The sequence below is a fragment of the Kribbella sp. NPDC051620 genome (assembly GCF_044453825.1).
GTDB lineage: Bacteria > Actinomycetota > Actinomycetes > Propionibacteriales > Kribbellaceae > Kribbella.
Window position 1 is genome coordinate 43766 of the sequence record NZ_JBITDB010000006.1, and the last position, 26212, is coordinate 69977.

The window sequence follows — 26212 nt, forward strand, 5'->3', positions numbered from 1 at the left end:
CGGCTCAGGCCGCGGCGTCGCTCTTGGCGTTGACGTCGGCCGGCAGGGCCGCCTTCGCCAGCGCGACCAGGGCCGAGAACGCCGGAGCGTCGTTGACCGCCAGGTCGGCGAGGATCTTGCGGTCTACCTCGATCTCAGCCAGGCGAAGACCCTGGATGAGACGGTTGTAGGTCAGGCCTTCGGCGCGGGCCGCGGCGTTGATCCGCTGGATCCACAGCTTGCGGAAGTCGCCCTTGCGCGCCTTGCGGTCGCGGTAGGCGTAGACGAGCGAGTGGGTGACCTGCTCCTTGGCCTTGCGGTACAGCCGCGAGCGCTGGCCGCGGTAGCCGCTGGCCTGCTCGAGGACGACGCGGCGCTTCTTGTGGGCGTTGACTGCCCGCTTCACGCGTGCCATGAGGTGTTACTCCTTGTATCTGCGCCGAGAAGGTGGTCCACCCGGCGGGGGTGTTCGGGGTGGGAAGGACTTCAGATGCCGAGCAGCTTCTTGGCCTTCTTGACGTGCGACGAAGCAACCTCGACGGTGCCCGACAGGCGGCGCTTGCGCTTGGTCGACTTCGCCTCGGCGAGGTGACGCTTGCCGGTCTGCTCGCGACGCAGCTTGCCCGAACCGGTCACCCGGACGCGCTTCTTCATCCCCGAGTGGGTCTTCATCTTCGGCATGGCTTATGTACTCCTGATTTTCTTTCGTTGACTCGATCGGGGTGATGGCTCCGGCCTCGCGACCGGAGCGTCACGTCACTCCGGGTCGAGGTTGTCTGCCGGACCCTTCGGCTTCTTGGTGGCGCCGGCGGCCTTCTCGGCCTCGTAGGCCTTCAGCTGCTCGGCCCGCTCCAGCCGCTCGGCCTCGAGCTCGGCCTCGTGCTCGGCCTGCTTCTTGGCCTTCTCGGCTTCCACGTCCACGCGCGCTTCGGACTTCTTCTTGTGCGGTCCGAGCACCATGATCATGTTCCGGCCGTCCTGACGCGGCGACGACTCGACGAAGCCGAGCTCGCTGACGTCCTCGGCCAGCCGCTGCAGCAGCCGGAACCCCAGCTCGGGGCGGGACTGCTCACGACCGCGGAACATGATGGTGATCTTGACCTTGTCACCGGCACGGAGGAAGCGGACGACGTGACCCTTCTTGGTCTCGTAGTCGTGCGGGTCGATCTTCGGCCGCAGCTTCATCTCTTTGATGACGGTGTTGGTCTGGTTCCGGCGAGACTCCCGCGCCTTCTGGGCGGTCTCGTACTTGTACTTGCCGAAATCCATCAGTTTGCAGACCGGCGGGCGTGCCGTGGCCGCAACCTCGACCAGGTCGAGATCGGCTTCCTGTGCCAACCGAAGTGCGTCCTCGATCCGGACGATGCCTACCTGCTCACCGTTCGGTCCGACCAGGCGCACCTCAGGAACGCGGATGCGCTCGTTGACGCGCAGTTCAATGGTGATGGGTCCTCCTGGGTTGTTCGTGTACTGGGGTACCACCTTGCGTCCGCACCGGGGCCCAGGAACAGCAAAAGGCCCTCGTGCGTCCACACGAAGGCCCAATTCCCAGATCGACGGCTCCGCAACCCGTTGCCGGGAACACGAGCCGTACAATCCGCCGAGATCGTCCGGCCGGAGCCGTGGAACCTCGACGTGACCGGGACCCGCCGACTCTTCGTCGACTGGGTGGGAGGTGGCCCTCCGCTTAGACCTGAACCTCTGGAGTCCCTCGAGTATTCCGCTCAGGGGTCACCGTCGGACCGGGTCGGTCGCCATGTAAGAGTAACAGCATGACCGACCAAGTCTCCACTCCGCCGGACACCACCCCCGCACCGCCCACTGAGGAGCAGTCCACGGTGGACCCGTTGTCGACGGTATCGCGCGACATCGCCGAGGTACCGAGCGTGGAGATCATCTCGACCGCCGCCCTGCACCTGATGAGCGCTGCCGCGGTCCACCTCGGCCTGGCCGAGGACCTGCCCGAGCACCGCGACCTCGACGAGGCCCGCTCCCTGATCGACTCGCTGGCCGGCCTGCTCGACGCTGCCGCGCCGTCGCTGGGTCACCACCACGCCGCTCCCCTGCGCGACGGCCTCCGCTCGCTGCAGCTGGCCTTCAAGGAGGCTTCCAGCATTCCCGACGAGCCCGGCACGGGACCCGGCGAGAAGTACACCGGCGCGGTCCACCCGTCCGCGGCCCGGCGCTGACCACCCAGGGCTGACCAGCCGACGGTGACCCATCCCGCGCTGACCGGCCGGGCCGCTACGCTCTTGCGACAACCGAACAGCGGCACGGAAGGCGGAGCGCCGATGGAACCGCAGGGTGTAGTGCACACGCAATTCAGTCAGTCCGATGCCGAGGCCCCGGCCTGGAGCGACATCGTCGGGCTGCTCGAGGCGGCGGAGATGTCCTGGCTCTCGACCGTACGCCGCGACGGTCGCCCGCACGTGACGCCGCTGCCCGCCATCTGGCTCGACGGCGCGTTGCACTTCTGCACCGGCCCGGCTGAGCAGAAGGCCAGGAATCTCGAGCACAACCCGAACTGCATCCTCACCACCGGCGTCAACGAGTACCGCCGCGGAACCGATGTCGTGATCGAAGGTCAGGCCCGCCGGGTCACCGATCCGGAGACGCTGACCGCCCTGGCTCGCCGGTGGAAGGAAAAGCTCGACTGGAACTACAAGGTCGGCGACGGCGGTTTCATCAACGGCGACTACCACGACGTCGACGTACTGGTCTTCGAGCTGCGGCCGGCCAAGGTGCTCGCCTTCACCAAGAACCCTTACTCCCAGACCCGTTACACGCCGCCGAGCTGAGCAACCTACTCCGGACGGACCTGAGCAAAGAAGTCCAGGATGCCCTGCGGGCTGTCCGGCGCGAAGGAGATCCTCAGGTTGGCGGCCGACTCCCTGGCCGCCGACTCGCTGCGCGGGAACAGGTCCGCCTCGTACTCCGCCAGCGCCGTCTCGCGATCGGCGTTGCGGGCGATCGCCTCGGCCAGCTCCGCACCATCGAGCATCGCGAGGTTGGCGCCCTCACCGGCGAAGGGCGACATCAGGTGCGCCGCGTCGCCGAGCAGGGTTACTCCCGGGAGGCGGTCCCAGCGATGACCGATCAGCAGGGCATGGATCGGGCGGCCGACCAGTGCCGTGTCAGCCTCGGTGACCAGGGCGCGCAGGCCGTCGCTCCAGCCTTCGAAGTTCTCCAGCAGAGTGCGCTTGGCCTTCTCCGTGTCCGTGAAGTCGATCGAGGTCGACCAGTCGGCCGGGACCATCAGCGCGGAGTAGATGTGCAGCGACCCGTCGGTCTCGCGGTGAGCGAGGAAGCCGCGGCTGTCGCCGAGCGCCATCATCATGCCCGGGCCGACCAGCGCGGCGGCCGCCGGATGACGCTCATCGGCCTCTTCGAGACTGAACTCGACGAAGGACAGACCGGTGTACTCCGGCACGGCAGCCGACACCAGCGGCCGTACCCGCGACCAGGCGCCGTCCGCGCCGATCAGCAGGTCCGTGGTGAAACTGTTGCCATCGGCAAGCGTCACCTCCTGCCTCCCATCGCCGAGCGGCAGCGCACCGGTCACCTTCGCGTCCCAATGCACCACGCCAGAAGGCAGTGAGTAGAGCAGCAGGTCCCGCAGGTCGCGCCGGTTGATCTCCGGACGATCGCGCTGGCCACCCTCGTCGGCGGCATCGTCTTCGTCTTCGGCGAACCGCACGACACCTTGGCGGTCGATGATGCGCATCGCCTGCCCGCCCTGGTGGACGAGCTTTCGGAAGTCGTCGTAGAGCCCAGCCGCTCGCAACGCTGCCTGACCGGATTCGACGTGTATGTCGAGCATGCCGCCCTGGCCGCGGGCAGTCGCCGAGGCGTCCAGATCGAAGACAGCGGACTCGATGCCGTTGACGTGCAGGACACGGGCGAGCGTGAGGCCGCCGAGTCCCGCACCGATGATCGCAATGGGGTGATGAGTGGTCATGACAGCTCTCCTCCGGGTCGCGGGGTGCTCAGCACCCCGTTGATCAGTACTTGGAACCCCCAGCGCAGTCGCGCCTCACCCGGCCCACTCAGCAAGTCACCGCCATGGGCAGCCAACTGGGGTCTGTTCTCCGACGCCCGCAATGCCCGCACCAGCGGCCCGGCGTCGGCCTCGGGTGTGCCCTGCCGTGGATCGGTCGGCGCATGCTCGGCAGCAGTCGACGTGGCGAAGTGCAGCAGGATGTCCACACCCCATGCCGCCTGCGCCGCCGGTACACCGCCCTCTGCGAGCAGTGCGAGCACCCCCTCGAGCAGGTCGAGGTAGTGCTCCCCGGCAGGCCGGGCCACCAGAGCCGCCTGCGCCAGACCCGGGTACTCGAAGAGCAACCCTGAGTACGACGTCAGCACCTGCTCCAACCGCTCCCGCCAGTCCCCCGACACCGTCACCGGCCCCAGGTCGACAGCCCCGAGCAGCTCATCCAGTACTGCGGCATGCAACTCGGCCGTATTGCGCACGTACACGTAAAGCGACGCAGCGCCCGTGTCGAGCTCCTGCGCCAGCCGGCGCATGGTGACGCGCCCAAGCCCCTCGGCCCGGACCAACTCGACAGCAGTGGCCACAATCCCGTCCCGGGTCAGGGCCGGCTTGGCGGGCCGCTCTCGCCGGCTCCTCGCTTCGCTGTTCATGGCTCCGACCATACACGAACATGTTCGTTACGAACATGCTCGTCAGCTCACAAAAAGCAAAGCCCGCGCCGAGGAAAGGAGGCTCGGCGCGGGCTTGCTGGTCCCTAGGTCAGGCGAAGACCTTCAGCTCGTAGATCCGGGCTGCAGGATCGGTGCCTTGGGTGGGAGTGGTGATGTTGAGGCGGACGTACCGTGCCGAGACACCGGCTACCGAGTGCGTGGTGACGCCCGCGGTGTTGCTCGTGACGGTGGCGCGGGTGGTCCAGGTGGAGCCGTCGGTGGAGGTCTGCAGGGTGAAGGCTCGGGTGTTGTAGGAGGCGGACTCGCCACCGGCCGAGGCGTGCGAGATTTCGACTGACCCGAGCGCTTGCGAAGTACCGAGGTCTACCTGGAGGAACTTGGTGGCGACCAGCGAGCAGAACTTGTCGGAGTTGCCACCGGAGACGCTGCCGTTGAAGGCCTTGGCGGGGCCTTCGGTGGAGGCGCAGGAGGCCGAGCCGGTGGCCGGTTTGTTGAGAGCCAGGTTCGCCGGACCGCTGGAGCCGCCCGACATCGCCGAGGTCATCTCGCGTGCCCATTGCCACGGCGCCGACGTGCCACCCGGGTCGGAGTTGAAGTACTCCCACCCGTCGACGCCGCCGAAGGTCGGGTACTTCGCGACGAGCGCCGCCAGCGTGCTCTTCAGCGTCGGCAACGCGACGTACCCACTGCAGTTGGCCGAGTTCGTCACCACTCCGGCGACCACCTTCGACGCCGGGATCAGCCCGCGGTTGATGATGTTGTCGTAGCCGGTGGTGTTGGCCATCGAGCCCCAGCCGCAGTAGAACTGCGCGTTGTACCAGTCGATCTTGGCGCCGCGATCGCGTTCCAGCGTCTCGTAGTTGAAGCCCGACAGGTTGCCGCCACCGGTCAGCGCGGGCGCGACCGGCGCCAGCGTGATGATGAAGCCCGTGCCGAAGTCCGTGGTCAGCTGGTCGATCAGCCGGTTGATGCCGGCCTGCGACATGCTCTCCTCGACGTCCAGGTCGAGGCCGTCCAGCCCGTACGTCGTGACCAGGTTCTTGAGCCTTGGGTAGTACGTGTTGAAGTCGGTGTCGAGTCGCTGGAAGCTGCCCTGCGCGGCACCGCCGACGAAGGCCGAAACCTTGACGCCGGCCGCCTGCATCGCGTGCAGGTCGGCCCACATCTGGGTGAACTTCGCGGCGTCCGGCGGATCGTCGTTGAGGTGCACGACGTCCGGGTCGAGGTGGATCGCCCCGACCAGTACGTTCGTGACGCCGGTGTTGTTGTCGGTCAGCGCCTTGGGCGAGACGTAGACGCCGTTGACGTACTGGGTCTGGTAGTACACGACGACCCGCTTGCTGTCGGCCGTCGTACCGGCCTGGGCCGTGCCGGTCGACAGCAGAGCGCCGCCGAGCAGCACGGCGGCCGCCAAGGTAATTGCCTTACGCAACCAAGGGAAGCGAGGGGTAGGGGACATCACGGGCTCCTTTGCAATGGGCGGATTGCAAACACTCGAACTAACCCTTCACGGCGCCCTCCTCGACGCCCTTGAAGAAGAAGCGCTGCAGGGTCGCGAACACGATCACGATCGGGATGAACGCGATCATCGTGCCCGCGGCGATCAGCCGGGGATCGTTGCTGAAGGTGCCGGACAGGTATTGCAGCCCGACGGTCAGCGTGTACTTGTCCGGGTCGGTCAGCACGATCAGCGGCCAGAGGAAGTCGTCCCAGGCGCCGATGAAGGAGAAGATCGCCACCACGCTGAGGGTTCCGCGGACACTCGGCAGCGCGATGTAGACGAACCGCTGCCACACGTTCGCGCCGTCCACCACCGCCGCCTGGTCCACCTCGAGCGGCAGCGACCGGAACGCGTTGTACATCAGCAGCACGTTCAGCGCGCCGATCATGCCGGGCAGCGCCACCCCGAACAGAGTGTTCGCCAGTCCGAGCTCCCGCACAGTGACGTACTGCGAAATGATCGTCACCTCGCCCGGCAGCACCAGCGTCGCCAGAAACAGCCCGAGCACGACCTTGCGGAACCGGAACTCCAGCCGCGACAGCGCGAACCCGGCCAGCGACGAGCCGACGATGTTGCCGCCGATCACCAGGAAGGCGACCTCGATCGAGTTCCGCATGTAGTTCCACACCGGGATGGTGTCGGCGACCTTGCCGTAGTGCGACAACGTCGGCTGGGACGGCAGCAACCGCGGGATCCGGGTGTAGATGTCCTCCCCCGAACCCTTCAGCGAGGTGGACAGCTGCCACAGGAACGGGCCGATCGTGATGATCAGGACGAACACCAGCAGCAGGTACCGGACGACCTTCTCCGTCGGCGACAACGAGTTGAAGCTGAAGGTCCCCCGCTTGCGCTTGCGCGGCGGAGTACCGGAAGCATCCGGTACCGCGACCGGCCGGGCCGGATCGGTCACGACACTCATGCGTCAGCCGCCTTTCGGTTCATCCGGGCGAGCACCAGCATTGGCACGACGGTGACGAAGAACAGCACGATCGACAGCGCGGACGCGTAGCCGAGGTTGCCCTCGAAGCCTTGGCTGTACTGCTGGATCAGCATCACCACCGAGTTGTCCCGGCCGCCCGGGCCGCCCTTGCCACCGCTGAGGATGAACAGCTCGGAAAAGACCCGCAGGGCCGACACCGAGATCAGGATCGAGATCAGCACCATCGTTCCCCGGACGCCCGGGATGGTCACGTTGAGGAACCGGCGGAAGGCCGACGCGCCGTCGACCGCGGCGGCCTCGTGCAGCTCACGGCCGACGTTCCCGAGGGCGGCCAGGTAGATGATCATGTAGTACCCGAGCCCCTTCCAGATCGTCAGACTGATTGCGCTGAGCAGCAACAGCCACTGATCGGACAGGAACGGCAGCGGCCCGGAGATCACGCCGAGCTTCTCGGCCAGGCCGTTGACCAGGCCGCGATCGTCCAGGATCCACTGCCAGATCAGCGCCACCACCACCGCCGAGGCGACCACCGGGGTGTAGAAGGCGGTCCGGAAGAAGGTGATCCCGGGCAGCTTCTTCTCCACCAGCACGGCGAGCAGCAGCGGCAGGATGGTCAGGAACGGCAGGCAGACCACCATGTAGATGACGCTGTTCAGCAGCGCCCAGCGCAACTGCTCGTCGTGCAGCAGGGCCTCGAAGTTCTTCAGCCCGACGAAGGTGCCGCCGCCGATCGGCTTGGCGTTGGTGAACGACAAGATGACGGTGTTGATCGACGGCCAGAGGTTGAACACCAGCAACCAGGCGAGTGCCGGGATCACCAGCACCCACGGCGTGAACCAGCGGTGGTAGCGCATCGATCAGGAGGCGAGCAGCTGGTTGGCCTTGGCGACCGCTGCGTCGAGGGCCTGCTTGGACGTCACCTTGCCGGAGATCGCGAGCGAGATCTGCTGGTTGATGAAGTCGTTGGTCGCGCCGCTGATCACCGGCGGCTGCAGCACCTTTGCCTTGGCCAGCGACTCGAACGCCAGCACCTTCGCGTCCGATTCCGGCGTACCGTCGCTCTTGGAGAAGTACGGGTCCTGAGCAGACGCCTTGGTGGACGGGAAGATGTTCACGATCTTGGCGAACGCGGCCTGGTTCTCGGCGTTGGTGACGAAGCGGGCCAGCGCGATCGCGGCCGCCTGGTTCTTGGTCTTGGCCGAGACCGACAGCCCCTGCACGTACAGCGGCGGGGTGTCCAGCGCCGGAGAGGCGACGATCTTGCCCTTCAGCGACGGGTTGTCCTTCTCCGCGTCGACGATGTAGTTGCCGCCCCCGGTGGTCCAGGCGACCTTGTTCTGGGTGAAGAGCTTGGAGTTGCCCAGGTACTCCTGGGTCAGGATGTCGCGCGGCAGATAGCCGGCCTTGTAGGCGTCGCGGTACTTGTCCAGCAGTGCGGCGGCCTCGGGGGTGTTGAAGGTGAACGACTTGCCGTCGTCGGACAGCACCTTGATGCCGGCGTTGGTGAAGTCGCCGATGCCGGGCAGCCGGCTCATCAGGTACTCCTTGCCGCCGGTCTTGTCGTGCATCACCTTGGCGGCCGCGAGCAGCTCGTCGAAGGTCTTCGGCGGGTTCTTCACGTCCAGACCGGCCGCGGCGAACTTGGTCGCGTTCCAATAGTCGATGTCGGTGTTCAGGTACCACGGGTAGCCGAAGGTACCGGTCTGGCCCTGGTATTGGTACGCCTGTACGCCGCCCTCGACGTACTCCTCGGCGATCTTCGGGTCGGCCGCGCCGACGTCGAGCAGCATCGACTGCTTGGCCAGCGGCAGCGCGAAGTCCGGCGGCAGGTTGACGACGTCAGGCAGATCGCCGGCGGACGCCTGGCTCAGCACCTTCTTGTCGTAGCCGTCACCCGGCTGGTCGAGCCAGGTGACCTTGGTGCCCGGGTACTTCGCCTCGAAGGCTTTGATCACGCCTTCGACGTAAGAGGTGAACTTGGGCTTGAGGGCCCAGGTCTGGAAGCTGACGGCGCCCGTCACCTGGGCGTTGGCGTCAACGGTCGGCTTGCTCCCGGACGACGTGTCGTCGGAGGATCCGAGGCCACAACCAGTGAGAGTGAGTGCCGCGGCGGCAAGAGCTGCCACTCCGGTCAGACGACGACTACGCATGGAATTCTCCTGAGGTGATAAACCGGTATAGCTCCTGCACTATCCACATCGTAGAATCCGCTGTCAAGGGGACAATGAGGTGAGGGAGGCTCCGATGGCACGACCGACCATTGCGGACATCGCCAGCAAGGCAGGGGTCTCCAAGGGCGCGGTGTCGTTCGCCCTCAACGGGCGGCCCGGGGTGAGCGACGCGACCCGGGCCCGGATCCTGCAGATCGCCGAGCAGATGAGCTGGCGCCCGCACAGCGCCGCCCGCGCGCTGGGCGCCTCCCGGGTGGACTCCGTCGGACTGGTGATCGCCCGGCCGGCCCGCACGCTCGGCGTCGAGCCGTTCTTTGCCCACCTGCTGTCCGGCCTGCAGTCCGGGCTGTCGGCGCACTCGATCTCGCTGCAGCTGCTGATCGTCGAGAACACCGAGGCGGAGATCGAGGTCTACAAGCGCTGGAACTCCGAGCACCGAGTCGACGGCGTGATCCTGGTCGACCTGACCGTGCGGGATCCGCGGATCGACGCTCTGCGCGCGCTGGAACTGCCTGCGGTGGTGATCGGCGGCCGCGGCGGCAAGGGCGCGCTCGCCTCGGTGTGGGCCGACGACCGGGACGCGATGCTCTCGATCGTCGACTACCTGGCCGCGCTCGGCCACCGCCGGATCGCCCACGTGGCCGGTACGCCGAACTTCCAGCACACCCAGCGTCGGATCAGGGCCGTCCGCGACGCCGCCCCCCGCCTGGGTCTGATCGACGCGCCATCGCTGACCACCGACTTCAGCGACGCCGAGGGTGCCGCCACCACGCGCAAACTGCTCTCCCAGGCGGATCGCCCGACGGCGATCGTCTACGACAGCGACGTGATGGCCGTGGCCGGCCTGGGGGTCGCGATGGAGATGGGCGTCTCCGTCCCCGGCGACCTGTCGATCGTCGCCTTCGACGACTCGATCCTCACCCAGCTGATGCATCCCGCGCTGACGGCGCTGTCCCGCGACACCTTCGAGTTCGGCCGGCAGGCCGCCGAAGTACTACTCGAAGTGATCGCCGATCCCACCAACGTGATCAACCTGCGGACCGCCGACCCGGTCCTCACGGTCCGCGAGTCGACCGCGCCGCCCAGCTCCTGAGCGCGCGGCTGGCGGTTTTTGCTAAACCGATTTAGCATCCTTCTCATGCTCTCGGATCCCGCCACGCCCCGGTTCGGCGCGAACTACGTCCCGTCGTCGGGGTGGTTCTACAGCTGGCTCGACTACGATCCGGCCGCGGTCCGCCGGGACTTCGCCGATCTGGCCGGGCTCGGCCTGGACCACGTCCGGGTGTTCCCGATCTGGCCGTGGATCCAGCCGAACCGGGCGATCATCCGCGAGCGCGCGATCGACGACCTGCTCGACCTGATCGACGCCGCCGCCGAGCACGACCTGACGGTCGCGGTCGACCTGATCCAGGGACACCTGTCGAGCTTCGACTTCCTGCCGTCCTGGGTGCTCACCTGGCACAAGAGCAGCCTGTTCGAGAGCGAGATCGTCCGGGACGGACTGACCGCGTACGTCGACGCCGTGGCCCGGGCGGTCGCCACCAAGCCCAACGTCTTCGCGATCACGCTGGGCAACGAGGTCAACAACCTCTGGCCGGACAGCTCGACGACACCGGAAGCCTCCACCCGCTGGGCCCACGACCTGCTGCTGACGCTGAAGAAGGCCGCGCCTGACCTCCTCGCGCTGCACTCGGTCTTCGACGACGCCTGGTACAAGCCCGACCACCCCTTCCTCCCGGCCGACGTCGTCGACCTGGGTGATCTGAGCACCGTCCACTCGTGGGTTTTCAACGGGGTCTCACGGGTGGACGGCCCGCTCGGTCCGGCGACGCTGACGCATGCCGACTACCTGGTCGAGCTCGCGGCCGCCACCTCGCTGGACAGCTCTCGACCCGTGTGGTTGCAGGAGATCGGCGTACCGGGCCCGGACATCCCGGTCGACCTGCAGGCCGAATTCACCCGGCGCACGGTCGACCTGGTCGTCCACAACCCCGCCCTCTGGGGCATCACCTGGTGGTCCTCCCACGACATCGACCGCCGCCTGCTCGACTTCCCGGATCGCGAGTACGACCTGGGCCTCTTCACCGTCGACCACCACCGCAAGCCGGCCGCCCAGGCCCTGGCCGACATCATCACGGAGGTCCGCGCCAACGGCGTCCACCCCCAACCGGCCACCACCCTGAAGAGCCCGGTCAACCCACGCACCGCGCCGAACCGTCGCGCAGAGCTGGCCCCCGGCAGCGACTTCCATCGCGCCTGGGTAGCAGCCCGCGCATCCAGCCCGGTTCGCATCGAACTGCCCTGACGACCCGGTGCTGACGAGATCCCGTTCCCTGCCCTGCAGCTCCTTCCTGCGCGGGTGACGACCTTCCTGACCGTCAGCGGCTGGCGGCGCGCAGAGCGGCGAGGAGTTCGGCGCCGGTACGGCAGTGCGGATCGAGGCGGGCGACCAGGGCGCTCTTGTCGGTGTTCTCCGGCTCACCGAGCCGGCTCTCGACCAGGATGATCTTGCGGGACAGCTCGTCGCGACGGTCCGACAGCAGTTCGATCGCGCGGTCGATCACCTCGTGCCCACGCGCCGCAGCGGCGACCACGAACGCCTCGCGGTAGTTCTTCGCCGTGTCGTCGAGACCGCTGACCCACTCCTCCCGGAGCAGGTCGAGCGCGGTGGTCCGGCTCCTGCGGTTCCGGATCCCGGCGTAGACCACCCCGGCGAGCAGGCTGACGCCGGCCGGTACGGCGAGGAACGGCCCGGCGATCACCCCCGCGCTGGCCGCGACCGCCGCGGCCACCGGTGTGGAGAGGCTGACGAACCCGGAGATCTTCTGGATCATGTCCTGGGTTCCGGTCCGATACCGCGCCGACGGCTGGACGGTCAGCTCCTTGAGATCGACCCGGGCGCTGATCGTGCCGAGGTCCTGGGCCGGCTCGGTGTCGCGCAGCAGCGAGCGGACCGTGTTCAGCACGTTCTCGGTGTAGCTGGCGAACTCGGCGCTCCAGAACTCGGCCGGTCCCTTGGCCACCCAGCCCTCGAGCACCCGCGCCTTCTCGTTCTCCAGCCGGATCGCTTCCTTCTCCTTGGTCAGGTTGGCCGTCCGGATCGGCTCGTCCAGTTCCTCGTGCAGGTACCCGGCCAGCCCGTCGAAGGTCTGGCCGGTGCGCTTCACGTGGTACCGCAGGGTGCCTTCGAGCTGGTCGCGGACGACGGCGATCGCCTTGGTCAGCTGGTTCAGCCGGCGGCTGAGGTCCTCACGCTCGGAGGAGAGCTGCTCGAGCGGCAGCCGGGCGGAGTCGAGCAGCTCGGTCAGCACCTGCTGGCGGGGCGCGAGGATGCTGTGCGCCTCGACCGCGACCCGGGCCAGATGCTCGTGCCCGGTCCCGGACTCGATCATGTCGATCAGCGTCCGGCGCAGCCGTCCCATCCGGCTGGCGGCAAGCAGCTTCTTCGCCTGCAGTTCGTTGCCCTTGCTCTGATGCCACCGGCCGAGCGCCTCCCAGGCCGCCGAGACCGGGATGAACCCCTCGACGGGGAAGAAGGAATCGATGCCGTCGGTTCCGGGCGGGAAGTTGTCCCGCATGTACTGGTTGGTCTCCTCGAGCAGGTCCTCCCATTCGGGCTTGCCGTCGTAGTTCGCGGTGGCCGCGCGGTCGATCCCGGTCAGCACCCAGATCACCCGCTTGCCGGACGAGGACAGATGGTGCTGGTACAACCGGTTGATGATCGCGTCGTCGGCCATCGTCAGGCCGTGGGTCGCCTGGGTGGCGAAGATGAAGCAGTCGGCCTCGGCCCAGGCGTTGTTCGCGATCTCGTCGTGGATCGGATGCAGCGACCCGTGCCCGGGCAGGTCGTACAGCTTCGCCGGCAGTACCGGCTCGGCCAGCGAGATCTCCAGCTGGGCGACCGTCCGCCGGTGGTGCGCCGACGGTCGTCCGCGCGCGATCGCCCGGGCGTCCTGGGTCGTGTACGCCTTGACGACGTACGGTGCCGGGGAATTACCCAGATCGACCCAGTCCCTGGCGTCGGCGTCGGTGAACCGGACCCGGTAGAAGCCCTTCCCGGAGGCGTCCTCGATGTCGTCCTGCACCGGGACGACCGAGGCGGGGCAGGCGGTGGTCGCCTTGGCGGCGGAATGCAGCAGGCCGATGTACTGGTCGGAGGTGACTCCGTAGTCGTCGCTGACCTGCGCGTAGTCCAGCCGCTCCTGCAGTCCGCCGATCAGGAAGCTCTTGCCGGAGGAGAACGAGCCGAGCATCGCCACCGTGATCAGCGAGGAGGACGCCCTGGTCCGTAGCTGGTGGATCGTGCGGAGATCTTCGTCCAGATGCTCCCGCTGGTCGAGCTCCGGGCTCAGGCCCAGACTCCTTCCTGCTGTCAGCCACTTGTCCGCCCCGTTCAGCGCGTGGCGGAGTTCGTACTTGTGCCCATCGATCTCACTCACGCGGTAAGTCTGTCGGTGCCGGGGGTCCCTCGCGAGCGAGGTCCGCGTGCCGCCGGCCTGCTCACCGGCGGTCGATGAGTACCTGGATGCCGTCGAGGATGCGGTCGAGGCCGAAGTCGAAGTCGTCGTCGAGGGTGTCCTCGTACTCCTGATTCGTGTACATCGCCAGCAACCGGTGGTAGCCGGCTGATTGGAGACGTGGGACCAGGAAGGCGCCGACGGCGGCCGACTCGACCGGGGCCGAGTCGCTGGCTCCCAGTTGGCGGGCGAGGTTGGCGTAGCTGCGCGCGTAGCCGTCGAAGAGGACAGCGCAGCCGAGGGCGTCGTGCTGGCTCAGGCCGGTGTCTTCCATCACCGTCAGCAGGGTCTCCACCCAATGCAGCAGGTTGGGTGTGGCCGGGGCGCCGCGGATGGGGACGTCGAGCAGCCACGGGCGTTCGGCGTACCGGTCGACCTGCGCCTTGACCCACGCGCGGGCTCCTTCACGCCAGCCTGATGCCTGCATGATGTGCTCCGGTGCGCGGCCCCAGGCCTTCTCAGCGACGAGCACGATCAGCTCGTCCTTGGAGGACAGGTAGCGGTACATCGCGTTGGTGGAGACGCCGAGGTGCGCCGCGATCTTCTGCAGCGAGATGGCCTCGAAGCCCTGCGCGTCGCCGAACTCGATCCCGGTGGCGACGATCTGGTCGACCGTGAGCGCGGGTTTCGGGCCGCGGCGCTGAACCGGGTGCACGCCCCAGGACAGGGCGAGGCCGGGCGGTAGCTGCGCCGGCTCCTCAGTCATACCCCCATCTTTCCGCACTCGGCCGCTGGAGACAGGAAGGCCAGGCACCCGGCGCGCAGGGGACCTAGCACCACCGGTGAAACGGGTTCCAAGACCATCCAAAGTGAAACTGTTCAACCCATACGCTATTTGCCATGAACACATTGACGGCAACCCTCGGCCCGCTGGTCTCACCCGACGAGCAGGAGCTCAGTTACACCGACAAGCAGGCGGCGCACGCCAAGATCGAGAGCGCCGCCCGGCAAGGAATCGTGTCCGCGCAGCAGGCTGCCGACCGGCACCGGCTGCTGAATGCGTCCCACCGTCGCGGCGAGCTGCGGGAGGTACTGGCCGGTCTGCACGACGCGGTACCGCCGACCGGCCTGACCCTCGCGCTGCGGATCGCGGCGGTCGGCTGGCTCGCGGTCTGCGCGATCCAGTTCGTGATCTGGGTCGTGCTCGCCGCCTTCGGCCACCTCGACTGGCCGTGGTGGCTCTGGTCCGACGTCGGCCTCGGGCTGGCGGTCGGCGTCTTGTGGTGGAGCAACGAGTCGTACCACCGCAGGTCCCAGCTCGACCTTCGGGTCGCCCGATGAATGCTCCGGTTGAGCTGAGCGAAGTACAGAAGGTGTACGGCTCCGGGCCCAGCGCGGTCACCGCGCTGGGCGGGGTGAGCTACTCCTTTGCCCAAGGCACCTTTACCGCGGTGATGGGTCCGTCCGGTTCCGGGAAGAGCACGCTGCTGCACTGCGCCGCCGGACTGGACGAGCCCAGCTCGGGCGAGGTCCATCTGGCCGGTACGCCGTTGCGCGGCCTCGACGAGACCGCGCTGACCGAACTCCGGCGTGAGCACGTCGCCTTCGTGTTCCAGGCGTTCAACCTGATGCCGGCGCTGACCGTCCGGCAGAACATCGTGTTGCCGCAGACGCTCGCCGGCCGGACACCGGACGAGGGGTGGGTGACCGAGGTCATCCGGCGGGTCGGGCTGAGCGAGCGCGCCAAGCACCGGCCGAGCGAGCTGTCAGGTGGCCAGCAGCAGCGGGTCGCCATCGCTCGCGCGCTGGCCGGTTCGGCGGCGATCACCTTCGCGGATGAGCCGACCGGTGCGCTGGACACCCAGACCGCGCTGGAAGTGCTGTCGCTGCTGCGCGACCAGGCTCGCGCCTCCGGACAGACGATCGTGATGGTCACGCACGACCCGGTCGCGGCCTCGTACGCCGACAACGTGGTCTTCCTCGTCGACGGCCACATCGTCTCCGAGTCTCCCGCCCCGACCGCCGAGACCGTCGCTGCGGAACTCGCCAAGCTGTCCCGCTCCGCCCGCCCGGACGGCCGCAGCCCAGGCCGCTCCGGCGATGCTCTGGCCAGCCGGTCGCCGGCTCCGCCTACTGACTCCCGGGGGCTCCGATGATCCGGCTCGCGTTGTCCAGCTTGCGGTTCCGTACCGCGGCCTTTCTCGCGATCTTCGTCGCGGTGCTGCTCGGCAGTTCGCTGATGTCGGCCGCGGGCGGGCTGCTCGAGACCGGGCTGCGGCTCGACGCCGCACCTCAACGCCTGGCGAACGCGCCGATCATCGTGACCGGCCGGCCCGCCTACCACCCGCCGAACGGCTCGGGGTCCGTCGCGTACCCCGAGCGCCACGGCGTCGACCCGTCCCTGGTCGCCAAGCTCGCCGGGGTCGAAGGAGTCGCACAAGCGATCCCGGACGTCTCATTCCCGGCAGTCGTTGCCTCCAGCAAGAGCCTCGCCACATCCGGCATCGCTGTGCTGGCCGGCCACCCATGGACTGCTGCCGCGCTTACGCCGTACAAGCTGATCTCCGGTACTGCCCCCGCGGCCGGGCAGGTCATCCTCGACAACCGACTGACGCGCGGCGCCAAGCCCGGTGACAAGGTGAAAGTCATCGTGGATGGCACGGCTCGGGACTTCGTCCTGGCTGGGGTTGCCTCGGCTCAACACCACGTCGACATACCGTCCATCTTCTTCGCCGTTGTCGACTCTCCGGCTCGGGTCGACGCTATCGGGGTGTTTCCAGCAGCCGGTACTTCGGCGGCAGAGCTCGTCAAGCGGCTGGAGTTGCCGGCGGGTGTGTCGGCGTTGACCGGGGACGAGCGGGGCGCGGCGGAGTTCGCCGGGATCGCGACCAGTCTTCCGCTCATCATCTTGTCGGGCGTGTTCGGTGGCATGGTCGCCGTGGTGATGGCGCTGGTCGTGTCCGCGACGATCGGGTTGTCCGTCCGGCAGCGGCGCCGGGAGCTCGCGTTGCTGCGGACCAGTGGCGCGACGCCTGGCCAGGTGCGCAAGATGGTCGTCGCCGAGACGATGCTGGTGGCGATCCTCGCGCTGGTCGGCGGGTTGCTGCTGGGTCGGACGATGGGTCGCTGGATCTTCGGGATGCTGAGCGGGAACGGCGTCGTACCGTCGGCGCTGCGGTTCGATCAGGGACCGCTGCCGTTCGCGGGGGCGGCCGTGCTGACGTTGGTGATCCTCCGGCTGACGGTTGGGTTCGCTGCTGGACGGGCGGCCCGGATCAGGCCGATTCAAGCGCTGACGGAGGCTGCGGTACCGCCGGTTGTGATCGCTCGGGTGCGGCTGATCATCGGGGCGGTGTTCGCCGCGGCGAGGTCGGGGTCGGGATGTCGACGATCTTCATGAGTCCGACGAACGCCGCCGCGATCGGTGGGCCGGCGGTGCTCACCGGGTCGATCGCGGTCGCCGTGCTCGGTCCGCTGGTGATTCGAGCGATGCTCACCCCTCGGATCACGGCGTTCCTCGAGCGGCGGGCCGGGACGAACGGCGTACTGGCTGCGATCAACCTACGGGTCCGGGCCGTGCAGTTCGCGGCGATTCTGGTGCCGATCACGCTGGCCACGGCGATTGCGCTGGGCAACATCTACTCGCAGACGACGCAGCAGAAGGCGGCGGTCGAGGCGTACACGGACAATCTGATCGCCGATACCGTCATCACGGGCGATGTGGGCGGGATTCCGGCGGGGCTGTTCGAGCAGGTGCGGAGTGCGCCGGGGGTTACGGCGGCGTCGGAGCTGGTTCGGAGCAAAGGGTGGATCGAGGAGCCGTACGACACCACTCACACGAGCGATCCGTGGCCGTTGCTCGGGCTGAACGGGCCTGTCTACAAGGGGAAAGTCCGTGCTGGGTCGCTGGATCAACTCACCGGTGACACGGTCGCGCTGCCGCCGGGTGCGGCCAAGCACTTGAAGGTTGGTCTCGGGGATCAGATCGGTGTGCGGCTGGGTGACGATGCGCTGGTCAAGGTGAAGATCGTGGCGCTGGTCGACGGTACTTCGGGATACGAGTCGATCTTGTTGCCGTCGGCCCTGTTGGCGGCGCACACCACGGCTGGGTTGCCTTCACAGGTCCTGCTGAGGACCTCTGAGCCTGTGGATCTGCAGGGATGGCCGGGGATCACGGTGGGCGGGCGGTCGTTGCTCTCCGCGGAGTACGACGCCGGGCTCGGGATCGACGCTTGGATCGCCTACCTGCTGGCGGCGATCGCGATTGCCTACACGGCGATCGCCTCGATCAACACGATCGCCGTCGCGGTGCTGGATCGGCGGCGTGAGTTCGGGTTGCAGCGGTTGACCGGGTCGACGCGCAAGCAGGTGTCGAAGATGCTCTACCTGGAGAACCTGGTGATCGCGGCTCTCGGGCTGGTACTCGGGCTGGTCGCCGCCTGTTTCAGCGTCTTCCCGATCGCCATCGCAACCCGCGGCTGGCCGATCCCGTCCGGCCCGATCTGGGTTCTGCTCGGCTGGATCGTCCTCGTCCTGCTCCTGGTCCTCCCAGTCACCGGCATCGCCGGCCGTCTGGCAATGCGCCCCAAGCCCATGGAAGCCGTCAACTCCCCCGCCGGCTGATCAGTCGCCGGTTGAGATCCAGCCGTAGCCGCCGTCTTCCAGTCTGACCACCTGGAGGCCGGCGGCTATCCGGCGTACGTCGTCTGTTTCCACCACGGCGGGCGCCGGGCCGGCGACGTCGAGGACGATCGCGGCGGCGCCCTCCTGGATCGCGGCGGTCGCCACCAGCTGCGCCAGCGCGGGCATCGGCCGGGCCTCAGGGCTCCACAGCTTCAGGCTCTCGGTGCTCGTGAACGCCAGCAGCGCGTTTCGCCCGTCCTGCCCCTTGAGCAGCGCCACGGCCATGTCGGAAGTCTTGTCATGCGCCAGCCCGCGCTCGTCGTACTCGACCTCCCCCAGCATCGCCACCACCGGCACCAGCAACCGCGCCTTCGTCAACGCCGCCAGAATCGCCCCGTGATCCCGGTCCATCAGCGCCTGACCCAGCGCAGGATCAGCCGACCCGTCATCATCATCGAACCCGGTGAAGGCAAGCTTGCGTTCTGGTTGCACCCGCCCATTGTCCCCCGCGCCTTACCGAGCAACGGGCAGCGGCCCCTGGCGCAGTTAGATTCTCCGGTATGGGACCCGCCACGTTGGCCAAGCACTTGATCGACAGCAATCGGTACCTGGTTCTCGGAACCGTGGACCCCGACGGTCGCCCGCGGGTGTCTCCGCTGTACTTCTCGCCGGATGGCTACTCGATCGTCTACTGGGTGTCGTCCTTCGAATCACACCATTCACGCAACCTTGCCGAGCGCCCCGACGTCAGCATGGTGGTGTTCGACTCCGCGGCGGAGATCGGCAGCGGGGAGGCGGTCTACTTGATCGCCCGGGCAGAGGTGGTCCCGGACGACGAGTTGGAGGGATGCCTCGACACGGTTGTCTGGACCCGGTTCCCGGGACTCAAGCAGTTCACCGCGGCGGAACTGCGTGATCCAGAGGTCCGGCGGCTGTACCGGGCCCGGATCAGCGAGCACTCCATCCACATCCCCGGCCGGCACCCGGAGTACGGAACAGGCACTGACCGGCGAATGACAGTGGACCTCAGCTAGACCTCAGTGATCACCGGCCTGGGCCGTTGCGGCGATCGGCTCGAGCCATCCGACCAGCTCGTCGAGTTCGTCGACGCTGAGTACTTCGTACGCCGGCGCCGCCAGCTCATCGGTGAGGGCGTCGATCCGCTCCCGGGTCTCCCGGCCGGCGTCGGTGAATCCGCCGGCGGCGTCCACGAGGCCGCGGTCGCGCAGCCCGTCGATGACAGCGGCGAGCTGCGCCTTCGGCAGATGATGGAGCCGGTCGAACTCCTCCGGCCTCATCCCGAGGGAGAGAGCCATCAGGACGTGAGCTTCGGTGCCACCGATTCCGTGAGCGGCAAGGGCAGCATTGTGGCCGTCCCCGCGGTGCTCCCGGAGCAGCGTCGCCGCGTGCCAGAGCCTGGCCACCGGCTCCTCAGGTACTGCGAGCGCGTAGGCCGGCGTACAGGACCCGGCCTTCGGTGGGCGCGCTGATCGCTGCCCGGGTGGCGAGGTCGGTGGCCCGCACCAGTCCGGGCGAGTCGGCGAGCTGCCCCATCCGTTGCCTCAGTGTGGTGGCGCTGCCCTGCTCGCGAACGGCTATCGCCTCCTCCGGGGTGGTCTTCGCCCACACCCAGGGGATGTGCCGGGCCACCTCGCCGTCAGCGAAGTTGTAGAAGGCCGCGTGCACCACCTCGGCCGGCGCCAGGCCCAGCGGCGCGGCGCGGCGCGGCCTGCGAAGTACCCGTCCCAGTAGTTGCGCAGACCGAGGGCCCGGAACGCCTCGGTCACCACGTCGGAGAAGCTGACCGTGGCGAGCGGCTCGACGAGCTCGAACATGCGATGGACCTTGGTCAGCGGGTGCGACGTCATCGGCATCTCCCGTCGTGGTGACCCACTCGTCGTGGACGAACAGCAAACCCGTACCCCGGGACGGTACGCAACCCCGGGGCCGCTCCGCACGGGAGTCGGCCGGGGGGCGTTTCAGGGTGGTGTCAGGGCCTTTCCCCCCTTGGATCCGGGCGGACTTGTGCGAGCCTGGAGATGTGCCTGACTTCAACGATCTGACGCTGCTGCCGTTCTGTGTCGGCCTCACGCTGCTCGGCCTGATCGGTTCGTGGGCCGCCTGGCGGCGCCGCGGACTCGCTTCGGGTGTCCGTGGCGTGGCTTGGTCGCTGCTCCCGGTCTCGCTGTACCTGACCGGGCTGCTCGAGCTGCTCTGGGACGTGGTGAAGTCTGTCAGCAGCTGGGTCGCGCACCTGATCTTCTCCCCCACCGTATGGGCGGGCGTGGCGCTGTTCGGCGTCTCGGTCGTGCTCTACGTCGTCTCCGGCTTGGCCAAGGGCCGGAGTGGGAACAGGGAGAAGGCACCCAAGCCCCAGTCGGCCACCCGGCCGGCCTCTGACGCGATCGGTGAACTGACCGCCAGCGGCCCCGCCCCGGCCACCGCCGGCGGGCCCGCCAAGACCCAGAAGCCTTCCAAAGCCCCCAGGGCGGCGAAGGGTCAGGAATCGTCGGAGTTCGACGAGATCGAGGACATCCTGAAGCGCCATGGAATCAACTAATCGCCTGACCAGCGACTCCCTCAACACCTTGCCCCTGACCAACCAGACGGCCGGCCAGCCGCGGCCCGACCGGCCCTCTGACGGGCGGCCGGTGACCATCGACAGCCTGCTCGACCACGTCCAGGCGGCTCCTGCCCGACTCGGGAAGACCCGGCTGATCAGCATCGACGGCCCGGCTGGATCCGGCAAGAGCACCCTGGCCGACCGCTTCGCCGCGCGTGCGGAGGCGCGCGGCCTGCGGACCGGGGTGCTCCACATGGACGACCTGTACGCCGGCTGGGACGGCGCAGTACAGGGTTTCGCGCTCCTGCGGGACCACGTGCTCAGCCGCCTCGCCGACGGCCGCGAGGGACGGTACCGGCGCTACGACTGGGCTGTCGGTGCATACGCGGAGCTGCATCTGGTACCGGCGACCGTCGAGCTCCTGATCGTCGAAGGCGTCACCTCCTGCGACCGCGACGCCGACCGCTGGCAGTCGCTGAAGATCTGGATCGAGACGACCAACGAGATCCGCCTCGACCGTGGCATCGAACGCGACGGCGAGGCACTGCGCGACCGCTGGCTCGACTGGATGCGCTGGGAACGCGATCACTTCGCCACCGAGAACACCCGTACCCGCGCCAACCTGATCGTCGACGGCAACCCCACCCTCCCCCACGACCCAGCCCTCGAGCTCATCACCAAGTCCGTCAATCTCCCCCATGACTCCGCCGCCTCCTGAGCACGGCGCGTGCGGGAAGATGGGGGTATGAGCGTTCTGCCGTCGGGTGAGCAGTGGACCATTCGCGCCGGGGAGTACTCCGGGACCGTGGTGAGCGTGGGAGGTGGGTTGCGGGGACTCTCGTACGCCGGGCGCGAAGTGCTACTCGGCTATCCAGAGGACCAACCCGCGCGAGCGGGCATCGGCCAGCACCTGTTCCCCTGGCCGAACCGGATCACGGATGGGAAGTACACGTTCCAGGGCGTCGACCAGCAGCTGTACCTGACCGAGCCGGCCCGCCAGAACGCGATCCACGGCCTGACCCGCTGGGCCAACTGGGAGCGCGCCGACGACGGCAGCGACGAGTCGGTCGTCGAGACGAGCTACCGGTTGCACGGGCAGCCGGGGTACCCGCATCAGCTGGACCTGACCCTCACCTACCAGCTCGACGCGACCAACGGCCTGACCGTCACGGCTCGGGCGGTCAACGTGGGCGCCGGCGACGCGCCGTACGGGTACGGCTGCCATCCATACCTCACCGTCGGCGTCCAGATCGACCAGTGCGAGCTCGAATTCACAGCCGGCGACTGGCTCCAGGTCACCCCGGATCGGCTGAGCCCGGTCGGACTCGCGCCGGTCGCCGGGTCGCGGTACGACTTCGGTCAGGCTCGGGAAGTACAGGATTTTGACATCGACAACGCCTTCACCAACCTGCCGGCGACCTGGGAAGTCCGCCTCACCGACCCTGCCACCGGCAACTCCGCCCGCCTGACCAGCGATACCAGGTGGATGCAGCTCTACACGGCCAACGCCCTCGACCGCGTCGGCCTGGCCGTCGAGCCGATGACTTGTCCGCCCGACGCCTTCATCAGCGGCGACGACCTCGTCGTGCTGAAGCCGGGCGACGAACACTCCACCAGCTTCAGGGTGAGTATCTAGCCGGCTCCGTGCGAGCGGGCCACGGCCGCCAGCTCCTTGGCGGCCCGGCCTGCCCGGGCGCCTTCGGAGGCTTGGACCGCGAGGATGCCCAGGCGGTTGCCTTCGGTGTCGAAGAGCTGGAGCCACGGGTCGCCCGCGCGGAAACGCAACGCCTTCACGTCCTTCCACGGGTAGCGGTAGGTGCGGAAGACGTTGCGGACCCGCAGGCTGTCCTCGTACGCCGTGACGCGGACCGTCGCCATCCGGTACAGCAGGTAGAGCACCGTGCCGAAGAACGCGAGCAGGGTGAGCTGCTGGAAGAGGCTGAAGGTGTCGCGGGACTCGGGCGACAGACGGAACCAGATCACCCCGAAGACGGCGACGATCGACAGTCCCATCACGCCGGCCATCACGGCGATGGCCCAGGGATGGAACGTCCACAGCACCTTCGGCGCCGGGGCCTTCGGGGTCATCGCGCTCAGATCCGGCAGGCGTGGATGTCGGTGGTCAGGATCGCGCGCGCCCCGACCTCCCAGAGCTGGTCCATGATCCGCTGTGCGTCGGCCCGGAGCACCATCACCCGGACCGCGACCCAGCCTTCGCGATGAAGCGGCGAGACCGTCGGCGACTCGAGTCCGGGCGCGACCGCGTTCGCGGCCTCGACGGCTTCGGCGCGGATGTCGTAGTCCATCATCACGTAGTTGCGCGCGACCAGGACGCCTTCGAGCCGGCGGACGAGCTGCTCCAGCCCGGCCGGCTGCTCGACCCCGTGACGGCGGATCAGCACGGCCTCGGACTTGAGGATCACGTCGCCGAACACTTCGAGGCCGGCCTGGCGCAGCGTGGTACCGGTCTCGACGACGTCGGCGATCACGTCGGCGACGCCGAGCTGTACCGCGGACTCGACCGCGCCGTCGAGCTTGACGACGGACGCGTCGACGCCGTTCTCGGTCAGGTGGTCGCCGAGGATGCCGGCGAAGCTGGTGGCGATCCGCTTGCCCTGCAGGTCCTTGACCGACTGCGCCACGCCGGGGCGGCCGGCGAACCGGAAGGTGGAGCCGCCGAAGCCGAGCTCGAGGATGGTGTCGGCGTCGGCGTGCGAGTCGAGCACCAGGTCGCGGCCGGAGATGCCGACGTCGAGGGTGCCCTCACCGACGTACACGGCGATGTCGCGCGGGCGCAGGTAGTAGAACTCGACGCCGTTGTCCGGGTCGGTCAGCGACAGGTCCTTGGTGGACCGGCGCTGCCGGTAGCCTGCCTCGGACAGGATGGAGATGGCGGCTTCGCTCAGCGAGCCTTTGTTGGGTACTGCGACGCGCAGCATGACTAGGCCAATCTGTGAGAGGTGAACCGGCTCTGTGCGGGACTCCTACAGATGTCGGTACACGTCGTCGAGGGTCAGGCCGAGCGCGTGCATCATCACCTGCGCGTGGTAGAGCAGCTGGCTCAGCTCCTCCGCGGCCCGTTCCTTGCCCTCGTGCTCGGCGGCCATCCAGGACTCGGCGGCCTCTTCGACCAGCTTCTTCCCGATCGTGTGCACGCCGGCATCCAGCGCGGCCACCGTCCCGGAGCCCTCCGGTCGGTTCAGCGCCTTCTCGCCCAGCTCGGCGAAGAGTTCATCAAAGGTCTTCATCGCCCCACCACCCTAGAGGTCGCCCCCACACCCCTCCCGCCCAGGTCTCGCCCTCCGGACTTTCCGGTACTACGGGACGCCGGTCTGCCCGACGATGGCGGCATGAGAATCCGCGCCCTGGGCGTCGTCCCCGGCTCCTTGCCGCCTGGTCCGCTGAACGCGATCACCGACGTTCCCGGCGTACTGGTCGGCCACAGCACGCTGGTCGGCGGATCGGTGAACACGGGGGTCACGGCGGTCGTGCCGCCTGGGTATACAGATGGGCAGCCTGGGTATGCCGGGGGGCTGCCGGGCGCGATTGCTGTTGGGAATGGGTATGGGAAGTTGGTGGGGTCGACGCAGGTGGAGGAGCTTGGGGTTTTGGAGACGCCGGTACTTCTGACCGGCACGCTCTCGGTGTTTCGGGTGGCCGATGCGCTCGTCAGTTGGCTGCTGGCTCGGGATCCGGCGGCGATCAGCCTCAATCCGGTCGTCGGTGAGACCAACGACGGGTACCTGTCGGATATCCGCTCCCGTCCGATCACCCCCGAGCACGTCTTCGCGGCCCTCGACTCCGCCTCGGCAGAGCTTCCTGCCGAGGGGAACGTCGGAGCGGGAACCGGCACGGTTGCCTTGGGCTTCAAGGCAGGTATCGGTACTGCGTCTCGCCAGGTCGCAGATGGGGTGGTTGGGGTGCTGGTGCAGGCGAACTTTTCGGGGACTTTGACTGTGCTTGGGACTCCGGTGGTGCCGCCGGTGGAGATGCCGGTGCCGGAGGGGAATTCTTGCGTGATCATCGTCGCCACCGATCTGCCGCTCGACGCCCGGCAACTGGGTCGTGTCGCTCGGCGGGCGGTGTTTGGGATGGGGCGGGTGGGGTCGGACTTTTCGCCGGGGAGTGGGGATTATGCGATCGCGTTCAGCACCAGTCGGGCGCCGGCGATGCGGGAGTACGAGTTGAAGGGGGTGTTCCAGGCGACGATGGAAGCGGTGGAAGAGGCGTTGCTCAACTCGTTGACGATGGCGACGACGGTGACCGGCTACAACGGGAACACGCAGTACGCCGTACCGCACGAGCTGGTCAGTAGAGCGCGGCGACCGACTCCGCCAGTCGTTTGAGTTCGGCGCGCAACTCGGCGGGCTCCAGCACCTCCAGCGAGCTGCCGAAGCGGATCAGTTGAGTCGCGGCGTTGGGTACCGATTCGATCGGGACCGCGACGGTGATGCTGCCGTCGGCGGCCGGCTGGGCGTCGGTGTCGGCGATCGCCTTCAGGAGAAGGGTTGCGGAGAGGTCGGCGAGACTGGCGACGAGGCGGGGTGAGAGGCGGATCAGGGCTTCGCCGGTGAGGCGTTCGGACTCGAAGCGGTCCAGATGCTCCTGCCAGCGCTTCGCCAGGTCGAAGCCGTCAGGGCGAGTGAAGGTTTCGTCGGTCGGGGCCAGTTGCAGGATGTTGGAGACGCGGTACGTCCGCACGCCGCCGGGTGCCGCGGCGACGACGTACCAGGTGCCGTTCTTGAGGACCAGCCCGTACGGTTCCAGCGTCCGCTCGACCTCGCGCGGCGCCTCCCACCGGCGGTACAGCACCTTGATCCGCCGGTCCTCCATCACCGCCGACGCGACCGCGGACAGGTACGGCGACTCCTCGGCATCCCGGTACCACGCGGGCATGTCGAGGTGGAACCGGTTCTTCAGCCGCCCGGCGCGATCCCGCTGATCCGGAGCCAGCGCCGCGAGCAGCTTCAACTCGGCCGAACTCGTCTGCTCGGTCAACCCGAGCGCCGCCGCCGGCCCGGGCATCCCCACCAGGAACAGCGCCGCCGCCTCCCCCTCGTTGAGTCCGGTGAGCTTGGTGCGATACCCGTCGACCAGCCGGTACCCGCCCGCGCGCCCCTGATCGGCGTAGACCGGTACGCCGGCCGCCGCGAGCGCCTCGACGTCGCGGTAGATCGTCCGGAGCGACACCTCCAGCTCCTCGGCGAGCTCGCGCGCGGTCAACTGCCGCCGCGTCTGCAGCAGCAGAAGGATCTGGAGAAGCCGGCTCGAGCGCATATCGAGAGGTTAGTCCTAATCACTGCCACTCACTGT

The 26212-nt window shown here is 68.0% G+C and carries 30 protein-coding genes and 1 pseudogene; 13 read left to right on the forward strand and 18 right to left on the reverse strand.

Annotated elements, in window-relative coordinates:
* Positions 1-4: 4 nt before the first annotated feature.
* The 3 genes from rplT to infC form a co-directional block, all read right to left on the reverse strand.
* A complete protein-coding gene (gene rplT / locus ACIA12_RS29715) occupies positions 5-394 on the reverse strand; it encodes a 50S ribosomal protein L20 (protein ID WP_328327138.1) in 390 nt (129 codons plus the stop codon).
* A 71-nt stretch (positions 395-465) separates the two neighbouring features.
* On the reverse strand, positions 466-660 hold the full coding sequence (gene rpmI / locus ACIA12_RS29720) for a 50S ribosomal protein L35 (RefSeq protein WP_328327140.1): 195 nt from the start codon (positions 658-660) through the stop codon (positions 466-468).
* A 75-nt stretch (positions 661-735) separates the two neighbouring features.
* Complete coding sequence (gene infC, locus ACIA12_RS29725; RefSeq protein ID WP_396370477.1) at positions 736-1461, reverse strand: translation initiation factor IF-3; 726 nt, start codon at positions 1459-1461, stop codon at positions 736-738.
* 290 nt (positions 1462-1751) lie between these two features.
* Here infC and ACIA12_RS29730 point away from each other — a divergent pair, with 290 nt between their 5' ends.
* Positions 1752-2168 carry a DUF1844 domain-containing protein gene (locus tag ACIA12_RS29730; RefSeq protein ID WP_396370478.1) on the forward strand — a complete coding sequence of 139 codons (417 nt, stop codon included), beginning with the start codon at positions 1752-1754 and terminating at the stop codon, positions 2166-2168.
* 102 nt (positions 2169-2270) lie between these two features.
* Positions 2271-2777, forward strand: coding sequence for a pyridoxamine 5'-phosphate oxidase family protein (locus ACIA12_RS29735; RefSeq protein ID WP_396370479.1), 507 nt, complete (start codon positions 2271-2273; stop codon positions 2775-2777).
* A 5-nt stretch (positions 2778-2782) separates the two neighbouring features.
* Here ACIA12_RS29735 and ACIA12_RS29740 read toward each other — a convergent pair whose 3' ends face one another.
* The 6 genes from ACIA12_RS29740 to ACIA12_RS29765 all read right to left on the reverse strand — a co-directional run bounded on the left by ACIA12_RS29740 (position 2783) and on the right by ACIA12_RS29765 (position 9235).
* A complete protein-coding gene (locus ACIA12_RS29740) occupies positions 2783-3937 on the reverse strand; it encodes an FAD-dependent oxidoreductase (protein ID WP_396370480.1) in 1155 nt (384 codons plus the stop codon).
* Entirely contained in the window at positions 3934-4623 is a 690-nt protein-coding gene (locus ACIA12_RS29745; RefSeq protein WP_396370481.1) for a TetR/AcrR family transcriptional regulator, read from the reverse strand. Before ACIA12_RS29745 ends, ACIA12_RS29740 begins: the two co-directional genes overlap by 4 nt.
* Positions 4624-4732: 109 nt before the next feature.
* The gene (locus tag ACIA12_RS29750; protein WP_396370482.1) at positions 4733-6103 is read right to left on the reverse strand and encodes a discoidin domain-containing protein; all 1371 of its coding nucleotides are present in this window, start codon (positions 6101-6103) and stop codon (positions 4733-4735) included.
* 40 nt (positions 6104-6143) lie between these two features.
* A complete protein-coding gene (locus ACIA12_RS29755; RefSeq protein WP_396370483.1) occupies positions 6144-7064 on the reverse strand; it encodes a carbohydrate ABC transporter permease in 921 nt (306 codons plus the stop codon).
* A complete protein-coding gene (locus tag ACIA12_RS29760; protein WP_328327152.1) occupies positions 7061-7939 on the reverse strand; it encodes a sugar ABC transporter permease in 879 nt (292 codons plus the stop codon). Before ACIA12_RS29760 ends, ACIA12_RS29755 begins: the two co-directional genes overlap by 4 nt.
* A gap of 3 nt (positions 7940-7942) precedes the next feature.
* On the reverse strand, positions 7943-9235 hold the full coding sequence (locus tag ACIA12_RS29765) for an ABC transporter substrate-binding protein (protein ID WP_396370484.1): 1293 nt from the start codon (positions 9233-9235) through the stop codon (positions 7943-7945).
* A gap of 94 nt (positions 9236-9329) precedes the next feature.
* On the opposite strand from ACIA12_RS29765, the gene ACIA12_RS29770 reads away from it, so the two are divergent.
* The gene (locus ACIA12_RS29770) at positions 9330-10349 is read left to right on the forward strand and encodes a LacI family DNA-binding transcriptional regulator (protein ID WP_396370485.1); all 1020 of its coding nucleotides are present in this window, start codon (positions 9330-9332) and stop codon (positions 10347-10349) included.
* 45 nt (positions 10350-10394) lie between these two features.
* Positions 10395-11561: a glycosyl hydrolase gene (locus ACIA12_RS29775; RefSeq protein WP_396370486.1), complete on the forward strand. Its 1167-nt coding sequence runs from the start codon at positions 10395-10397 to the stop codon at positions 11559-11561.
* 73 nt (positions 11562-11634) lie between these two features.
* On the opposite strand, the gene ACIA12_RS29780 is transcribed toward ACIA12_RS29775, so the two are convergent.
* A complete protein-coding gene (locus ACIA12_RS29780; protein WP_396370487.1) occupies positions 11635-13695 on the reverse strand; it encodes a GTPase domain-containing protein in 2061 nt (686 codons plus the stop codon).
* A 61-nt stretch (positions 13696-13756) separates the two neighbouring features.
* Entirely contained in the window at positions 13757-14479 is a 723-nt protein-coding gene (locus ACIA12_RS29785; RefSeq protein ID WP_396370488.1) for a TetR/AcrR family transcriptional regulator, read from the reverse strand.
* A gap of 134 nt (positions 14480-14613) precedes the next feature.
* Between ACIA12_RS29785 and ACIA12_RS29790 the strand changes: the two genes are divergently transcribed.
* From ACIA12_RS29790 to ACIA12_RS29805, 4 genes are read left to right on the forward strand one after another with little or no spacing between them, the layout of a single operon-like run.
* Positions 14614-15054: a hypothetical protein gene (locus ACIA12_RS29790; RefSeq protein WP_396370489.1), complete on the forward strand. Its 441-nt coding sequence runs from the start codon at positions 14614-14616 to the stop codon at positions 15052-15054.
* Positions 15051-15869 (forward strand): ABC transporter ATP-binding protein, encoded by an 819-nt coding sequence (locus ACIA12_RS29795; RefSeq protein ID WP_396370490.1) that lies wholly within the window; start codon positions 15051-15053, stop codon positions 15867-15869. The genes ACIA12_RS29790 and ACIA12_RS29795 overlap by 4 nt, the downstream gene beginning before the upstream one ends.
* On the forward strand, positions 15866-17113 hold the full coding sequence (locus tag ACIA12_RS29800; protein WP_396370491.1) for an ABC transporter permease: 1248 nt from the start codon (positions 15866-15868) through the stop codon (positions 17111-17113). Before ACIA12_RS29795 ends, ACIA12_RS29800 begins: the two co-directional genes overlap by 4 nt.
* Positions 17095-18336: an FtsX-like permease family protein gene (locus ACIA12_RS29805; protein WP_396370492.1), complete on the forward strand. Its 1242-nt coding sequence runs from the start codon at positions 17095-17097 to the stop codon at positions 18334-18336. Before ACIA12_RS29800 ends, ACIA12_RS29805 begins: the two co-directional genes overlap by 19 nt.
* Here ACIA12_RS29805 and ACIA12_RS29810 read toward each other — a convergent pair whose 3' ends face one another.
* The gene (locus tag ACIA12_RS29810) at positions 18337-18828 is read right to left on the reverse strand and encodes an SseB family protein (RefSeq protein WP_396370494.1); all 492 of its coding nucleotides are present in this window, start codon (positions 18826-18828) and stop codon (positions 18337-18339) included.
* A gap of 68 nt (positions 18829-18896) precedes the next feature.
* Here ACIA12_RS29810 and ACIA12_RS29815 point away from each other — a divergent pair, with 68 nt between their 5' ends.
* Positions 18897-19370 carry a pyridoxamine 5'-phosphate oxidase family protein gene (locus ACIA12_RS29815; protein WP_396370495.1) on the forward strand — a complete coding sequence of 158 codons (474 nt, stop codon included), beginning with the start codon at positions 18897-18899 and terminating at the stop codon, positions 19368-19370.
* Between the two features lie 3 nt (positions 19371-19373).
* Here ACIA12_RS29815 and ACIA12_RS29820 read toward each other — a convergent pair.
* Together ACIA12_RS29820 and ACIA12_RS29825 are read right to left on the reverse strand one after the other, a co-directional pair.
* Positions 19374-20025: pseudogene (locus ACIA12_RS29820) on the reverse strand (MarR family transcriptional regulator).
* Entirely contained in the window at positions 19932-20210 is a 279-nt protein-coding gene (locus ACIA12_RS29825) for a hypothetical protein (RefSeq protein ID WP_396370496.1), read from the reverse strand. The pseudogene ACIA12_RS29820 and the gene ACIA12_RS29825 overlap by 94 nt, the downstream one beginning before the upstream one ends.
* Before the next feature lie 167 nt (positions 20211-20377).
* On the opposite strand from ACIA12_RS29825, the gene ACIA12_RS29830 reads away from it, so the two are divergent.
* From ACIA12_RS29830 to ACIA12_RS29840, 3 genes are read left to right on the forward strand one after another with little or no spacing between them, the layout of a single operon-like run.
* Entirely contained in the window at positions 20378-20896 is a 519-nt protein-coding gene (locus ACIA12_RS29830) for a hypothetical protein (RefSeq protein ID WP_396370497.1), read from the forward strand.
* On the forward strand, positions 20883-21617 hold the full coding sequence (locus ACIA12_RS29835; protein WP_396370498.1) for a uridine kinase: 735 nt from the start codon (positions 20883-20885) through the stop codon (positions 21615-21617). The genes ACIA12_RS29830 and ACIA12_RS29835 overlap by 14 nt, the downstream gene beginning before the upstream one ends.
* Before the next feature lie 27 nt (positions 21618-21644).
* Complete coding sequence (locus ACIA12_RS29840) at positions 21645-22535, forward strand: aldose 1-epimerase family protein (protein ID WP_396370499.1); 891 nt, start codon at positions 21645-21647, stop codon at positions 22533-22535.
* Here ACIA12_RS29840 and ACIA12_RS29845 read toward each other — a convergent pair.
* Genes ACIA12_RS29845 through ACIA12_RS29855 form a run of 3 tightly spaced genes read right to left on the reverse strand, consistent with a single transcriptional unit; the run spans position 22532 to position 24147 of the window.
* A complete protein-coding gene (locus ACIA12_RS29845; RefSeq protein ID WP_396370500.1) occupies positions 22532-22987 on the reverse strand; it encodes a PH domain-containing protein in 456 nt (151 codons plus the stop codon). The two genes, ACIA12_RS29840 and ACIA12_RS29845, sit on opposite strands and share 4 nt — an antisense overlap.
* Positions 22988-22992: 5 nt before the next feature.
* Entirely contained in the window at positions 22993-23838 is an 846-nt protein-coding gene (gene hisG, locus ACIA12_RS29850; protein ID WP_396370501.1) for an ATP phosphoribosyltransferase, read from the reverse strand.
* Between the two features lie 45 nt (positions 23839-23883).
* Positions 23884-24147 carry a phosphoribosyl-ATP diphosphatase gene (locus ACIA12_RS29855; protein WP_396370502.1) on the reverse strand — a complete coding sequence of 88 codons (264 nt, stop codon included), beginning with the start codon at positions 24145-24147 and terminating at the stop codon, positions 23884-23886.
* Between the two features lie 102 nt (positions 24148-24249).
* On the opposite strand from ACIA12_RS29855, the gene ACIA12_RS29860 reads away from it, so the two are divergent.
* Positions 24250-25245: a P1 family peptidase gene (locus ACIA12_RS29860; RefSeq protein ID WP_396370503.1), complete on the forward strand. Its 996-nt coding sequence runs from the start codon at positions 24250-24252 to the stop codon at positions 25243-25245.
* Here the strand turns inward: ACIA12_RS29860 and ACIA12_RS29865 are convergent.
* Positions 25208-26176, reverse strand: coding sequence for a helix-turn-helix transcriptional regulator (locus tag ACIA12_RS29865; protein ID WP_396370504.1), 969 nt, complete (start codon positions 26174-26176; stop codon positions 25208-25210). The genes ACIA12_RS29860 and ACIA12_RS29865 overlap by 38 nt on opposite strands.
* Positions 26177-26212 lie beyond the last annotated feature (36 nt).

Excerpts from the sequence above, each read along its gene's own strand:
- rplT (WP_328327138.1), bottom strand. The coding sequence starts at position 394 with ATGGCACGCGTGAAGCGGGCAGTCAACGCCCACAAGAAGCGCCGCGTC.
- rpmI (WP_328327140.1), bottom strand. The coding sequence starts at position 660 with ATGCCGAAGATGAAGACCCACTCGGGGATGAAGAAGCGCGTCCGGGTG.
- ACIA12_RS29730 (WP_396370478.1), top strand. The coding sequence starts at position 1,752 with ATGACCGACCAAGTCTCCACTCCGCCGGACACCACCCCCGCACCGCCC.
- ACIA12_RS29735 (WP_396370479.1), top strand. The coding sequence starts at position 2,271 with ATGGAACCGCAGGGTGTAGTGCACACGCAATTCAGTCAGTCCGATGCC.
- ACIA12_RS29740 (WP_396370480.1), bottom strand. The coding sequence starts at position 3,937 with ATGACCACTCATCACCCCATTGCGATCATCGGTGCGGGACTCGGCGGC.
- ACIA12_RS29745 (WP_396370481.1), bottom strand. The coding sequence starts at position 4,623 with ATGAACAGCGAAGCGAGGAGCCGGCGAGAGCGGCCCGCCAAGCCGGCC.
- ACIA12_RS29750 (WP_396370482.1), bottom strand. The coding sequence starts at position 6,103 with ATGTCCCCTACCCCTCGCTTCCCTTGGTTGCGTAAGGCAATTACCTTG.
- ACIA12_RS29755 (WP_396370483.1), bottom strand. The coding sequence starts at position 7,064 with ATGAGTGTCGTGACCGATCCGGCCCGGCCGGTCGCGGTACCGGATGCT.
- ACIA12_RS29760 (WP_328327152.1), bottom strand. The coding sequence starts at position 7,939 with ATGCGCTACCACCGCTGGTTCACGCCGTGGGTGCTGGTGATCCCGGCA.
- ACIA12_RS29765 (WP_396370484.1), bottom strand. The coding sequence starts at position 9,235 with ATGCGTAGTCGTCGTCTGACCGGAGTGGCAGCTCTTGCCGCCGCGGCA.
- ACIA12_RS29770 (WP_396370485.1), top strand. The coding sequence starts at position 9,330 with ATGGCACGACCGACCATTGCGGACATCGCCAGCAAGGCAGGGGTCTCC.
- ACIA12_RS29775 (WP_396370486.1), top strand. The coding sequence starts at position 10,395 with ATGCTCTCGGATCCCGCCACGCCCCGGTTCGGCGCGAACTACGTCCCG.
- ACIA12_RS29785 (WP_396370488.1), bottom strand. The coding sequence starts at position 14,479 with ATGACTGAGGAGCCGGCGCAGCTACCGCCCGGCCTCGCCCTGTCCTGG.
- ACIA12_RS29790 (WP_396370489.1), top strand. The coding sequence starts at position 14,614 with ATGAACACATTGACGGCAACCCTCGGCCCGCTGGTCTCACCCGACGAG.
- ACIA12_RS29795 (WP_396370490.1), top strand. The coding sequence starts at position 15,051 with ATGAATGCTCCGGTTGAGCTGAGCGAAGTACAGAAGGTGTACGGCTCC.
- ACIA12_RS29800 (WP_396370491.1), top strand. The coding sequence starts at position 15,866 with ATGATCCGGCTCGCGTTGTCCAGCTTGCGGTTCCGTACCGCGGCCTTT.
- ACIA12_RS29805 (WP_396370492.1), top strand. The coding sequence starts at position 17,095 with ATGTCGACGATCTTCATGAGTCCGACGAACGCCGCCGCGATCGGTGGG.
- ACIA12_RS29815 (WP_396370495.1), top strand. The coding sequence starts at position 18,897 with ATGGGACCCGCCACGTTGGCCAAGCACTTGATCGACAGCAATCGGTAC.
- ACIA12_RS29825 (WP_396370496.1), bottom strand. The coding sequence starts at position 20,210 with ATGCCGATGACGTCGCACCCGCTGACCAAGGTCCATCGCATGTTCGAG.
- ACIA12_RS29835 (WP_396370498.1), top strand. The coding sequence starts at position 20,883 with ATGGAATCAACTAATCGCCTGACCAGCGACTCCCTCAACACCTTGCCC.
- ACIA12_RS29840 (WP_396370499.1), top strand. The coding sequence starts at position 21,645 with ATGAGCGTTCTGCCGTCGGGTGAGCAGTGGACCATTCGCGCCGGGGAG.
- ACIA12_RS29845 (WP_396370500.1), bottom strand. The coding sequence starts at position 22,987 with ATGACCCCGAAGGCCCCGGCGCCGAAGGTGCTGTGGACGTTCCATCCC.
- hisG (WP_396370501.1), bottom strand. The coding sequence starts at position 23,838 with ATGCTGCGCGTCGCAGTACCCAACAAAGGCTCGCTGAGCGAAGCCGCC.
- ACIA12_RS29855 (WP_396370502.1), bottom strand. The coding sequence starts at position 24,147 with ATGAAGACCTTTGATGAACTCTTCGCCGAGCTGGGCGAGAAGGCGCTG.
- ACIA12_RS29860 (WP_396370503.1), top strand. The coding sequence starts at position 24,250 with ATGAGAATCCGCGCCCTGGGCGTCGTCCCCGGCTCCTTGCCGCCTGGT.
- ACIA12_RS29865 (WP_396370504.1), bottom strand. The coding sequence starts at position 26,176 with ATGCGCTCGAGCCGGCTTCTCCAGATCCTTCTGCTGCTGCAGACGCGG.